At 71.3% G+C, this 13,056-nt stretch carries 12 protein-coding genes; all 12 read left to right on the top strand.

The genetic code is table 11. From position 1 onward, the window contains the following. The first annotated feature begins 52 nt into the window (after positions 1-52). Positions 53-1,042: an aspartate carbamoyltransferase catalytic subunit gene (locus tag ACF1BN_RS30110; protein ID WP_376599886.1), complete on the top strand. Its 990-nt coding sequence runs from the start codon at positions 53-55 to the stop codon at positions 1,040-1,042. Positions 1,043-1,044: 2 nt separating this feature from the next. After that, positions 1,045-2,331 (top strand): dihydroorotase, encoded by a 1,287-nt coding sequence (locus ACF1BN_RS30105; RefSeq protein ID WP_392334758.1) that lies wholly within the window; start codon positions 1,045-1,047, stop codon positions 2,329-2,331. After that, the gene (locus tag ACF1BN_RS30100) at positions 2,328-2,915 is read left to right on the top strand and encodes a hypothetical protein (RefSeq protein WP_392334757.1); all 588 of its coding nucleotides are present in this window, start codon (positions 2,328-2,330) and stop codon (positions 2,913-2,915) included. Before ACF1BN_RS30105 ends, ACF1BN_RS30100 begins: the two co-directional genes overlap by 4 nt. Then, complete coding sequence (gene carA / locus ACF1BN_RS30095) at positions 2,912-4,051, top strand: glutamine-hydrolyzing carbamoyl-phosphate synthase small subunit (protein WP_392334756.1); 1,140 nt, start codon at positions 2,912-2,914, stop codon at positions 4,049-4,051. Before ACF1BN_RS30100 ends, carA begins: the two co-directional genes overlap by 4 nt. Beyond that, positions 4,044-7,352 (top strand): carbamoyl-phosphate synthase large subunit, encoded by a 3,309-nt coding sequence (gene carB, locus ACF1BN_RS30090; RefSeq protein ID WP_392334755.1) that lies wholly within the window; start codon positions 4,044-4,046, stop codon positions 7,350-7,352. The genes carA and carB overlap by 8 nt, the downstream gene beginning before the upstream one ends. Before the next feature lie 57 nt (positions 7,353-7,409). Next, a complete protein-coding gene (locus ACF1BN_RS30085) occupies positions 7,410-8,522 on the top strand; it encodes a quinone-dependent dihydroorotate dehydrogenase (RefSeq protein ID WP_392334754.1) in 1,113 nt (370 codons plus the stop codon). Beyond that, positions 8,519-9,355 (top strand): orotidine-5'-phosphate decarboxylase, encoded by an 837-nt coding sequence (pyrF, locus tag ACF1BN_RS30080; protein WP_392334753.1) that lies wholly within the window; start codon positions 8,519-8,521, stop codon positions 9,353-9,355. The genes ACF1BN_RS30085 and pyrF overlap by 4 nt, the downstream gene beginning before the upstream one ends. Before the next feature lie 308 nt (positions 9,356-9,663). Continuing rightward, a complete protein-coding gene (locus ACF1BN_RS30075; RefSeq protein WP_030493613.1) occupies positions 9,664-9,987 on the top strand; it encodes an integration host factor in 324 nt (107 codons plus the stop codon). A gap of 84 nt (positions 9,988-10,071) precedes the next feature. Then, positions 10,072-10,635: a guanylate kinase gene (gene gmk / locus ACF1BN_RS30070; RefSeq protein WP_392334752.1), complete on the top strand. Its 564-nt coding sequence runs from the start codon at positions 10,072-10,074 to the stop codon at positions 10,633-10,635. Positions 10,636-10,663: 28 nt separating this feature from the next. Next, positions 10,664-10,936, top strand: coding sequence for a DNA-directed RNA polymerase subunit omega (gene rpoZ / locus ACF1BN_RS30065; RefSeq protein ID WP_030810584.1), 273 nt, complete (start codon positions 10,664-10,666; stop codon positions 10,934-10,936). 120 nt (positions 10,937-11,056) lie between these two features. After that, complete coding sequence (coaBC, locus tag ACF1BN_RS30060) at positions 11,057-12,271, top strand: bifunctional phosphopantothenoylcysteine decarboxylase/phosphopantothenate--cysteine ligase CoaBC (RefSeq protein WP_392334751.1); 1,215 nt, start codon at positions 11,057-11,059, stop codon at positions 12,269-12,271. Between the two features lie 320 nt (positions 12,272-12,591). Further along, the coding region (locus ACF1BN_RS30055) for an S-adenosylmethionine synthetase N-terminal domain-containing protein (protein ID WP_392334750.1) at positions 12,592-13,056 on the top strand (465 nt) is incomplete at its 3' end.

Here is a 13,056-nt window from a genome sequence, read left to right as displayed (position 1 = left end):
TCCGTGTGCCCCCGCATGCCCTCACGCCTCCCCACCCCGGAGAGAAACCCCGATGATGCGTCACCTCATCTCGGCCGCCGACCTCACCCGCGACGACGCCGTCCTGATCCTCGACACCGCCGAGGAGATGGCCCGGGTGGCCGACCGGCCCATCAAGAAGCTCCCGACCCTCCGCGGCCGGACCATCTGCAACCTCTTCTTCGAGGACTCCACCCGGACCCGGATCTCCTTCGAGGCCGCCGAGAAGCGCCTCTCCGCCGACGTCATCAACTTCGCGGCCAAGGGCTCCAGCGTCTCCAAGGGCGAGTCGCTGAAGGACACCGCGCAGACCCTGGAGGCGATGGGCGTCGACGCCGTCGTCATCCGGCACGGCGCGTCCGGCGCCCCCTTCCGCCTGGCCACCTCCGGCTGGATCGACGCCCCCGTCATCAACGCGGGCGACGGCACCCACCAGCACCCCACCCAGGCCCTCCTGGACGCCTTCACCATGCGCCGCCGCCTCGTCGGCCGCGACGCCGGTCTCGGCAGGGACCTGGACGGCAAGCGGATCACGCTCGTCGGCGACGTCCTGCACAGCCGGGTCGCCCGCTCCAACGTCGACCTGCTGCACACCCTCGGCGCCGAGGTCACCCTGGTGGCCCCGCCCACCCTCGTCCCGGTCGGCGTCGAGACCTGGCCCTGCGAGGTCTCGTACGACCTCGACAGGGTGCTGCCGAAGTCCGACGCGGTCATGATGCTGCGTGTGCAGCGCGAGCGGATGAACGCCGCCTTCTTCCCGACCGAGCGCGAGTACTCGCGCCGCTACGGGCTCGACGGCGAGCGGATGGCGAAGATGCCCGAGCACGCCATCGTCATGCACCCCGGCCCCATGGTCCGCGGCATGGAGATCACCGCCGAGGTCGCCGACTCCGACCGCTGCACGGTCGTCGAGCAGGTCGCCAACGGCGTCTCCGTCCGGATGGCCGTCCTCTACCTGCTGCTGGGTGGCTCCGAGCCGGCCGCAGCCCCCGTCACCACCGCCCGTACCGAGGAGAGCAAGTAAAGATGAGCAAGATCCTTATCCGTGGTGCGAAGGTGCTGGGCGGCGAGCCGCAGGACGTCCTGATCGAGGGCGAGACCATCGAGGAGGTCGGTACCGGCCTCTCCGCCGAGGGCGCGACCGTGATCGAGGCCGACGGCCGGATCCTCCTCCCGGGCCTCGTCGACCTCCACACCCACCTGCGCGAGCCCGGCCGCGAGGACTCCGAGACCGTCCTCACCGGCACCCGCGCCGCTGCCTCCGGCGGCTACACCGCCGTCTTCGCCATGGCCAACACCCACCCCGTCGCCGACACCGCCGGCGTCGTCGAGCAGGTCTACCGGCTCGGCAAGGAGGCCGGCTACTGCGACGTGCAGCCCATCGGCGCCGTCACCGTCGGTCTGGAGGGCAGGAAGCTCGCCGAACTCGGCGCCATGCACGACTCCGCCGCCGGCGTCACCGTCTTCTCCGACGACGGCAAGTGCGTCGACGACGCCGTGATCATGCGCCGCGCCCTGGAGTACGTGAAGGCCTTCGGCGGCGTCGTCGCCCAGCACGCCCAGGAGCCCCGCCTCACCGAGGGCGCCCAGATGAACGAGGGCATCGTCTCCGCCGAGCTTGGCCTGGGCGGCTGGCCGGCCGTCGCCGAGGAGTCGATCATCGCCCGCGACGTCCTCCTCGCCGAGCACGTCGGCTCCCGCGTCCACATCTGCCACCTCTCCACCGCCGGCTCCGTCGAGATCGTCCGCTGGGCCAAGTCCCGCGGCATCGACGTCACCGCCGAGGTCACCCCCCACCACCTCCTCCTCACGGACGAGCTGGTCCGCACGTACAACCCGGTCTACAAGGTCAACCCGCCGCTGCGCACCGAGCGCGACGTGCTGGCGCTGCGCGAGGCTCTGGCCGACGGCACGATCGACATCGTCGCCACCGACCACGCCCCGCACCCGCACGAGGACAAGGACTGCGAGTGGGCCGCCGCCGCCATGGGCATGGTCGGCCTGGAGACCGCGCTCTCCGTCGTCCAGCAGACGATGGTGGAGACCGGCCTCCTCGACTGGGCCGGCGTCGCCGACCGGATGTCCGCCGCCCCGGCCCGCATCGGCCGCGCCACCGGCCATGGACGACCCGTCTCGGCTGGTGAGCCCGCCAACCTGGTCCTGGTCGATCCGGCTTACCGTGGGACCGTGGACCCCGCGGACTTCGCCTCCCGCAGCCGCAACACCCCCTACGAGGGCCGCGAGCTGCCGGGTCGCGTCACCCACACCTTCCTGCGGGGCCGGGCAACGGTCATGGACGGGAAGTTGGCGTGACACACCACATCGCAAGCGCGGCCCTCGCCGCGGAGCAGAAGTCGGCAGAGGTGACCGACTGGGCCGGCCGGATCGGCTGGGTCGTCGGACTCCTGCTCTTCGTCGCCTTCGTCTACTGGCTCATGCGCCAGGGCTGGAAGTGGCGCGGCAGCCTCCAGTCGGACCTGCCGCCGCTCCCCGAGGTGCCGGCGGCACCCGGTGAGGCGAAGCTGACGACGGCCGGCCGCTACCACGGCTCCACCACCGCCGGGCAGTGGCTCGACCGGATCGTCGCCCACGGCCTCGGCACCCGCAGCCGCGCCGAGCTCACGCTCACCGACGCCGGGATCTCCGTCGTCCGCCCCGGGGCGAACGACTTCCTGATCCCCGCCGCCGCCCTGCGCGAGGCCCGCCTCGACAAGGGCATCGCCGGCAAGGTCCTCGCCGAGGGCGGGCTCCTGATCGTCACCTGGGAGCACGGCTCCACCCTCCTCGACTCCGGCTTCCGCTCCGACCGCGCCGCCGGACACACCGCCTGGGTCGAGGCCATCAACTCCATGATCGACACCCCGATGATCGACACGACGGAAGGCATCGCACGATGACGACCTCCACAAGGGGAGCCCAGGCTCCCGCCGTACTCGTCCTGGAGGACGGCCGCACCTTCCGCGGCCGCGCCTACGGGGCCGTGGGGGAGACCTTCGGCGAGGCCGTGTTCTCCACCGGCATGACCGGCTACCAGGAGACCCTCACCGACCCGTCGTACGACCGCCAGATCGTCGTCGCGACCGCCCCCCAGATCGGCAACACCGGCTGGAACGACGAGGACGACGAGTCCGGCCGCATCTGGGTCTCCGGCTACGTGGTCCGCGACCCCGCCCGCATCCCGTCGAACTGGCGCGCCAGGCGCAGCCTCGACGACGAGCTGGTCGCCCAGGGCGTCGTCGGCATCTCCGGCATCGACACCCGCGCCCTCACCCGCCACCTGCGCGAGCGCGGCTCCATGCGCGCCGGCGTCTTCTCCGGCGCGTCCCTGGCCCCCGAGGCCGAGCTGCTCGCCCGGGTGCAGGCCCAGCCGCAGATGAAGGGCGCCAGCCTCTACGAGGAGGTCGCCACCAAGGAGCCGTACGTCGTCCCCGCGATCGGCGAGAAGAAGTTCACCGTCGCCGCGATCGACCTCGGCATCAAGGGCATGACCCCGCACCGGATGGCCCAGCGCGGCATCGAGGTCCACGTGCTGCCCGCCACCGCCACCGTCGAGGACGTGTACGCGGTGGCCCCGGACGGCGTCTTCTTCTCCAACGGCCCGGGCGACCCGGCCACCGCCGACGGCCCGGTCGCGCTCATGACCGCCGTCCTGGAGCGGAAGACCCCGCTCTTCGGCATCTGCTTCGGCAACCAGATCCTCGGCCGCGCACTCGGCTTCGGCACCTACAAGCTGAAGTACGGCCACCGGGGTATCAACCAGCCCGTCCAGGACCGGACGACCGGCAAGGTCGAGGTCACCGCGCACAACCACGGCTTCGCCGTCGACGCGCCCCTCGACAAGGTCTCCGAGACCCCCTTCGGCCGCGCCGAGGTCTCCCACGTCTGCCTCAACGACAACGTCGTGGAGGGCCTCCAGCTGCTCGACCAGCCCGGCTTCTCCGTCCAGTACCACCCCGAGGCGGCCGCGGGCCCGCACGACGCCGCGTACCTCTTCGACCGCTTCGTGACCCTCATGGAGGCCGAGCGTGCCTAAGCGCACCGACATCCAGTCCGTCCTGGTCATCGGCTCCGGCCCGATCGTCATCGGCCAGGCCGCCGAGTTCGACTACTCCGGCACCCAGGCCTGCCGGGTCCTCAAGGCCGAGGGCCTGCGGGTCATCCTGGTCAACTCCAACCCGGCCACGATCATGACCGACCCGGAGATCGCCGACGCCACCTACGTCGAGCCGATCACCCCCGAGTTCGTCGAGAAGATCATCGCCAAGGAGCGCCCCGACGCCCTCCTGCCCACCCTCGGCGGCCAGACCGCGCTCAACACCGCGATCTCCATGCACGAGCAGGGCGTCCTGGAGAAGTACGGCGTGGAGCTCATCGGCGCCAACGTCGAGGCCATCCACAAGGGCGAGGACCGCGACCTCTTCAAGGGCGTCGTCGAGGCCGTCAAGGCCAAGATCGGGCACGGCGAGTCCGCCCGCTCGGTCATCTGCCACACCATGGAGGACGTCCTCGCGGGCGTCGAGACGCTCGGCGGCTACCCCGTCGTCGTCCGCCCCTCCTTCACCATGGGCGGCGCCGGCTCCGGCTTCGCCCACGACGAGGAGGAGCTGCGCCGCATCGCCGGCCAGGGCCTCACGCTCTCCCCGACCACCGAGGTGCTCCTGGAGGAGTCCATCCTCGGCTGGAAGGAGTACGAGCTGGAGCTGATGCGCGACAAGCACGACAACGTCGTGGTCGTCTGCTCCATCGAGAACTTCGACCCGATGGGCGTCCACACCGGCGACTCCATCACCGTCGCCCCGGCGATGACGCTCACCGACCGCGAGTACCAGATCCTCCGCGACGTCGGCATCGCGATCATCCGCGAGGTCGGCGTCGACACCGGCGGCTGCAACATCCAGTTCGCCGTCAACCCCGACGACGGCCGCGTCATCGTCATCGAGATGAACCCGCGCGTCTCCCGCTCCTCGGCGCTCGCCTCCAAGGCCACCGGCTTCCCGATCGCCAAGATCGCCGCCCGGCTCGCCGTCGGCTACACGCTCGACGAGATCCCGAACGACATCACGGAGAAGACCCCGGCGTCCTTCGAGCCCACGCTCGACTACGTCGTCGTCAAGGCCCCCCGCTTCGCCTTCGAGAAGTTCCCCTCCGCCGACTCCACGCTGACCACGACCATGAAGTCGGTCGGCGAGGCCATGGCCATCGGCCGGAACTTCCCCGAGGCCCTCCAGAAGGCCCTGCGCTCCCTGGAGAAGAAGGGCAGCCAGTTCGCCTTCACCGGCGAGCCCGGCGACAAGGCCGAACTGCTCCGCGAGGCGGTCCGCCCCACCGACGGCCGGATCAACACCGTCATGCAGGCGATCCGCGCCGGCGCCACCCCGGAGGAGGTCTTCGAGTACACGAAGATCGACCCGTGGTTCGTCGACCAGCTCTTCCTGATCAAGGAGATCGCCGACGAGCTCGCCGCCGTCGAGAAGCTGGAGCCCGAGCTCCTCGCCGAGGCCAAGCGCCACGGCTTCTCCGACGCCCAGATCGCCGAGATCCGCGGCCTGCGCGAGGACGTCGTCCGCGAGGTCCGGCACGCCCTCGGCGTCCGCCCGGTCTACAAGACGGTCGACACCTGCGCCGCCGAGTTCGCCGCCAGGACCCCGTACTTCTACTCGTCCTACGACGAGGAGTCCGAGGTCGCGCCGCGCGACAAGCCCGCCGTGATCATCCTCGGCTCCGGCCCGAACCGCATCGGCCAGGGCATCGAGTTCGACTACTCCTGCGTCCACGCCTCCTTCGCCCTGAGCGACGCCGGCTTCGAGACCGTGATGGTCAACTGCAACCCGGAGACCGTCTCCACCGACTACGACACCTCCGACCGGCTCTACTTCGAGCCGCTCACCCTGGAGGACGTCCTGGAGATCGTCCACGCCGAGTCCCTCGCGGGCCCGATCGCCGGTGTGGTCGTCCAGCTCGGCGGCCAGACCCCGCTCGGCCTCTCCCAGGCCCTCAAGGACAACGGCGTGCCGGTCGTCGGCACCTCCCCGGAGGCCATCCACGCCGCCGAGGACCGCGGCGCCTTCGGCCGAGTCCTGGAGGAGGCCGGCCTGCCGGCCCCCAAGCACGGCACCGCCACCACCTTCGCCGGCGCCAAGAAGATCGCCGACGAGATCGGCTACCCGGTCCTGGTCCGCCCCTCGTACGTGCTCGGCGGCCGCGGCATGGAGATCGTCTACGACGAGGCGCGCCTGGAGGCGTACATCGCCGAGTCCACCGAGATCAGCCCCACCCGGCCGGTCCTGGTCGACCGCTTCCTCGACGACGCCATCGAGATCGACGTCGACGCCCTCTACGACGGCGAGGAGCTCTACCTCGGCGGCGTGATGGAGCACATCGAGGAGGCCGGCATCCACTCCGGCGACTCGGCCTGCGCCCTGCCCCCGATCACCCTCGGCGGCTTCGACATCAAGCGGCTGCGCGCCTCCACCGAGGCCATCGCCAAGGGCGTCGGCGTCCGCGGCCTGATCAACATCCAGTTCGCCATGGCCGGTGACATCCTCTACGTCCTGGAGGCCAACCCGCGCGCCTCCCGGACCGTCCCCTTCACCTCGAAGGCCACCGCCGTCCCGCTCGCCAAGGCCGCCGCCCGCATCTCGCTGGGCGCGACCGTCGCCGAGCTGCGCGCCGAGGGCCTGCTGCCGAAGACCGGCGACGGCGGCACCCTGCCGCTCGACGCGCCGATCTCCGTCAAGGAGGCCGTGATGCCGTGGTCGCGCTTCCGCGACGTGCACGGCCGCGGCGTGGACACCGTCCTCGGCCCGGAGATGCGCTCCACCGGCGAGGTCATGGGCATCGACGCCGTCTTCGGCACCGCCTACGCCAAGTCGCAGGCCGGCGCCTACGGCCCGCTGCCCACCAAGGGCCGCGCCTTCATCTCCGTCGCCAACCGCGACAAGCGCTCGATGATCTTCCCGGCCCGCGAGCTGGTCGCCCACGGCTTCGAGCTCATGGCCACCTCCGGCACCGCCGAGGTCCTCAAGCGCAACGGCATCAACGCCACCGTCGTGCGCAAGCTCAGCGAGGGCGAGGGCCCGGACGGCGAGAAGACGATCGTCCAGCTCATCCACGACGGCCAGGTCGACCTGATCGTCAACACCCCGTACGGCACCGGGGGCCGCCTCGACGGCTACGAGATCCGTACGGCGGCGGTGGCCCGCGGCGTCCCGTGCCTCACCACGGTCCAGGCGCTCGCCGCGGCCGTGCAGGGCATCGACGCCCTCAACCACGGCGGCGTCGGCGTCCGTTCCCTCCAGGAACACGCCGAACACCTGACCGCGGCCCGCGACTAGCAGCCACCGAGGGGGACACCGGAAACGGTGTCCCCCTCTTCATGAGGACACACCACCATGTACAAGCTCTTCTTCCAGCTCGTCTTCAAGCGCATGGACCCGGAGAAGGCCCACCACCTCGCCTTCCGCTGGATCCGGCTGGCCGCCCGCACCCCGGTCCTGCGCACCTTCGCCGCCGCCGTCCTCGCCCCCCGGTACAAGGAGCTGCGCACCGAGGCCCTGGGCCTCCGCATGCACGGCCCCTTCGGCCTCGCCGCGGGCTTCGACAAGAACGCCGTCGCCGTCGACGGCATGGCCATGCTCGGCTTCGACCACGTCGAGATCGGCACGGTCACCGGCGAGGCCCAGCCCGGCAACCCCAGGAAGCGGCTCTTCCGCCTCGTCCCCGACCGGGCCCTGATCAACCGGATGGGCTTCAACAACGAGGGCTCCGCCGCCGTCGCCGCCCGCCTCCACGCGCGCGTGCCGGTCTTCCGGACCGTCGTCGGCGTCAACATCGGCAAGACCAAGGTGGTCGAGGAGGCCGACGCGGCCGCCGACTACGTGAAGTCCACCGAGCGGCTCGCCGCCCACGCCGACTACCTCGTCGTCAACGTCTCCTCGCCGAACACCCCCGGCCTGCGCAACCTCCAGGCCACCGCGTCGCTGCGCCCGCTGCTCACCGCCGTCCGCGAGGCCGCCGACCGCACGGTCACCGACCGCCGGGTCCCGCTCCTGGTGAAGATCGCTCCCGACCTCGCCGACGAGGACGTGGACGCCGTCGCCGACCTCGCCGTCGAGCTCGGCCTGGAGGGCATCATCGCCACCAACACCACCATCGCCCGCGAAGGCCTCGGCCTCTCCTCCGCCCCGGCCCTCGTCCAGGAGACCGGCGGTCTCTCGGGCGCCCCGCTCAAGGAGCGCTCCCTGGCGGTCCTGCGCCGCCTGTACGCGCGCGTGGGCGACCGGATCGTCCTGGTCGGCGTCGGCGGCATCGAGGACGCCGAGGACGCCTGGCAGCGCATCCTGGCCGGTGCCACCCTGATCCAGGGGTACAGCGCCTTCATCTACGAGGGGCCGTTCTACGCCCGGGCGATCCACAAGGGCCTCGCCGCCCGCCTGGCCGCCTCCCCCTACGCCACCCTCGCCGAAGCCGTCGGCGCCGACCACCGAAAGGCCACCACCTCGTGACCCTCCCCTTCGGCACCCGTCTGCGCGCCGCCATGGACGAGCGCGGCCCCCTCTGCGTCGGCGTCGACCCGCACGCCTCGCTGCTGGACTCCTGGGGCCTCGCCGACGACATCGCGGGCCTGGAGCGCTTCACGTACACCGTGGTCGAGGCGCTGGCGGACACCGTCGCCGTCTTCAAGCCGCAGGCCGCCTTCTTCGAGCGCTTCGGCTCGCGCGGCGTCGCCGTCCTGGAGCGCGCCACCGCCGATCTGCGCGCGGCGGGCGGCCTGGTCGTCATGGACGCCAAGCGCGGCGACATCGGCTCCACGATGGGCGCCTACGCGGAGGCCTTCCTGCGGAAGGACTCCCCGCTCTTCTCCGACGCGCTCACGGTCTCCCCGTACCTCGGCTACGGCTCGCTGAAGCCGGCCGTCGACCTGGCGCGCGAGTCCGGCGCCGGGCTCTTCGTGCTCGCCCTCACCTCCAACCCGGAGGGCGGCGAGGTCCAGCGGGCCGTCCGCGAGGACGGGCGCACCGTCGGCGCGACGATGCTCGCCCACCTCGCCGAGGAGAACGCGGGGGAGACCCCGATGGGCTCCTTCGGCGCGGTCGTCGGCGCCACTCTCGGTGACCTCTCCTCCTTCGACCTCGACATCAACGGCCCGCTCCTCGCTCCCGGCATCGGCGCCCAGGGCGCGACCCCGGCCGACCTCCCGGTGGTCTTCGGGGACGCGGTCCGCAACGTCGTCCCGAACGTGAGCAGGGGAGTGCTCCGCGCCGGACCCGACGCGTCCGCCCTGCGGGACGCGGCGGCGCGCTACGCGGACGAGATCCGGGCGGCCGTCGCCGGCTGACCGGGTCCCGCCGCCGTCCCGACATCCCCGCAGGTGGGAGAGGACGGCGACCTCGGACGGCCCAGCGTCGTGGCACTTGACGAAATCTTGGCAGAAATCCGGGTCGTTATGCCGGAAAAGTCCTGGTCGGCAGAGGCTGACCAGGACTTTTCCGCTGTTCTCGCTGACTGGAGCGGTGATGGCCGCTAGTCTCCGGGGCAGGGCAGACGTCCAACGGTCACGTCGTTGGACGTTGCTCCACTGGTGTGGGTCGACCAGGTCCCTCACCGGTCCGTATCCGACAGATCGACATCCGAGGTGACGTAGGCGTGGCTCTTCCGCCCCTTACCCCTGAACAGCGCGCAGCCGCGCTCGAAAAGGCCGCCGCGGCTCGCCGGGAGCGGGCCGAGGTCAAGAATCGACTCAAGCACTCCGGCGCCTCCCTCCACGAGGTCATCAAGCAGGGCCAGGAGAACGACGTCATCGGCAAGATGAAGGTCTCCGCCCTCCTTGAGTCCCTTCCCGGCGTCGGCAAGGTCCGCGCCAAGCAGATCATGGAGCGGCTCGGCATCTCCGAGAGCCGTCGTGTCCGTGGTCTCGGCTCCAACCAGATCGCCTCCCTGGAGCGCGAGTTCGGCGGCGCCGGCGCCTGATCGGCGTCCGGACCGTCGTCCGGCCCGGTGCCCGATCCGGGACACCCGTCCCGGGCACCCCGGCGATGCTGGAATAATCGCTGCATGGCAGCAGAGGTACGTCCGCGGCTGACCGTGCTCTCCGGCCCCTCAGGGGTCGGCAAGAGCACGGTCGTCGCTCATATGCGCAAGGTCCACCCCGAGGTCTGGCTCTCGGTGTCGGCCACGACACGAAAGCCCCGCCCCGGCGAGAAGCACGGCGTCCAGTACTTCTTCGTCTCGGACGACGAGTTCGACAAGCTGGTCGCCAACGGTGAGCTCCTCGAATGGGCCGAGTTCGCGGGCAACCGCTACGGCACCCCCCGCAGCGCGGTCGTCGACCGCCTGGAGAAGGGCGAGCCCGTCCTCCTGGAGATCGAACTCCAGGGCGCGCGTCAGGTGAAGGAGTCCATGGCCGACTCCCGGCTCGTCTTCCTGGCCCCGCCGAGCTGGGAGGAGCTGGTCCGGCGGCTCACCGGCCGCGGCACCGAGTCCCCCGAGGTCATCGAGCGGCGCCTCGCCGCCGCCAAGGTCGAGCTCGCCGCCGAGTCGGAGTTCGACACCACGCTCGTCAACACCTCCGTCGAGGACGTCGCGCGCGAGCTGCTAACGTTGATGCACGTAGTCTGATCTTTTATCCATCTTCGGAAGGTAGAGCGTGTCCTCTTCCATCACCGCGCCCGAGGGCATCATCAACCCGCCGATCGACGAGCTGCTCGAGGCCACTGACTCGAAGTACAGCCTCGTGATCTACGCGGCCAAGCGCGCGCGTCAGATCAACGCGTACTACTCGCAGCTCGGTGAGGGCCTGCTGGAGTACGTCGGTCCCCTCGTCGACACCCACGTCCACGAGAAGCCGCTCTCGATCGCCCTGCGCGAGATCAACGCGGGTCTGCTGACCTCCGAGGCCATCGAGGGCCCCGTTCAGTAAGCGTTGCGTTCGTCACTCCAGGCCCGGCGGTTCGTCCGCCGGGCCTGTGGTGTCTCATGGACTCGGATACTGGAGTCGTAACGCAGCCGAGTACGCGTACGAGCGCGGGGAGTGACAGCCGTGACCAAGCCGAAGGTCGTTCTGGGCGTGAGCGGCGGCATCGCCGCCTACAAGGCGTGCGAGCTGCTGCGCCGGCTCACCGAGTCGGGCCACGACGTCCGCGTCGTCCCCACCGACTCCGCGCTCCACTTCGTCGGCGCCGCCACCTGGTCCGCGCTCTCCGGCAACCCGGTCTCCACCGAGGTCTGGGACTCCGTCCACGAGGTGCCGCACGTCCGCATCGGCCAGGCCGCCGACCTCGTCGTCGTCGCCCCCGCCACCGCCGACATGCTGGCCAAGGCCGCCCACGGCCTCGCCGACGACCTCCTCACCAACACGCTGCTCACCGCGCGCTGTCCGGTCGTCTTCGCCCCCGCCATGCACACCGAGATGTGGGAGCACCCGGCCACCCAGGAGAACGTGGCCACCCTCCGCCGCCGCGGCGCCGTCGTCATCGAACCCGCCGTCGGCCGCCTCACCGGCGTCGACACCGGCAAGGGCCGGCTCCCCGACCCCGGCGAGATCTTCGAGGTCTGCCGGAGGATCCTGGCCCGCGGAGTCACCGCCCCCGACCTCGCCGGACGCCATGTCGTGGTGAGCGCCGGCGGCACCCGCGAGCCCCTCGACCCGGTCCGCTACCTGGGCAACCGCTCCTCCGGCAAGCAGGGGTACGCCCTCGCCAAGGCAGCCGCCGCGCGCGGCGCCCGGGTCACCCTCGTCGAGGCCAACACGGGCATGCCCGACCCGGCCGGCGTCGACGTCGTCCACGCGGGCACCGCCCACCAGCTGCGCGAGGCCGTCCTCAAGGCCGCCGCCGACGCCGACGCGGTCGTGATGGCCGCCGCCGTCGCCGACTTCCGCCCGGCCTCGTACGCCACCGGCAAGATCAAGAAGACCGACGACGGGGGCGCCCCGACCATCGAGCTGGTCCGCAACCCCGACATCCTCGCCGAGCTCTCCGCCGACCGCGCCCTGCCCGGCCAGGTCGTCGTCGGCTTCGCCGCCGAGACCGACGACGTCCTGGCCAACGGCCGGGCCAAGCTCGCCCGCAAGGGCTGCGACCTCCTCGTCGTCAACGAGGTCGGCGAGCGCAAGACCTTCGGCTCGGAGGAGAACGAGGCCGTGGTCCTCGCCGCGGACGGCACGGAGACCCCGGTCCCGTACGGCCCGAAGGAAGCCCTCGCCGAGACCGTCTGGGACCTCGTCCTGCCCCGCCTGCGCGAGCGCCCCGCCTGACCCGCCCTCCCGTCCTTCCCGTACACCCGTACACCCGTATGACCCAAGCCGTGCCGGACGCCCCGGTGCGGCACCGGAAGGCCCGGCGGGTCCGGCGCGGCGCGCGAAACGCCGTGCCGGGAGTGATCTGCGCCCCATCCCGCGCCCCCCTCGGGGCCCGCCGGCGGCCGATTCCGGCCCCCGTGGACCATTCGCCAGGCGAGACACCTGGTCCAAGGTCCGACCTCGCCCGATAGACTGTCCGTGGAACGTCGCGGGGCGCAGCCCCCTGCCGGTCCGCGAAGAGACAGCCAGCAGCCGCTGCAACCCCAGGGAGCGTTGTGTCCCGTCGTCTGTTCACCTCGGAATCCGTCACCGAGGGACACCCCGACAAGATCGCTGACCAGATCAGCGACACCATCCTCGACGCGCTGCTCCGGGAGGACCCCACCTCCCGCGTCGCCGTCGAGACGCTGATCACCACCGGCCTCGTGCACGTCGCCGGCGAGGTGACCACGAAGGCGTGGGCGGACATCCCCACCCTCGTCCGCAACAAGATCCTCGAGATCGGGTACGACTCCTCGAAGAAGGGCTTCGACGGCGCCTCGTGCGGCGTCTCGGTCTCCATCGGGTCGCAGTCCCCGGACATCGCGCAGGGCGTGGACACCGCGTACGAGAAGCGCGTCGAGGGCGACGAGGACGAGCTGGACAAGCAGGGTGCCGGTGACCAGGGCCTGATGTTCGGCTACGCGTCGGACGAGACGCCCGAGCTGATGCCGCTGCCGATCCACCTGGCGCACCGGCTC

Source organism: Streptomyces sp. NPDC014861 (assembly GCF_043081625.1).
Lineage (GTDB): Bacteria > Actinomycetota > Actinomycetes > Streptomycetales > Streptomycetaceae > Streptomyces.
This window is presented reverse-complemented; position numbering and strand designations above follow the sequence as displayed.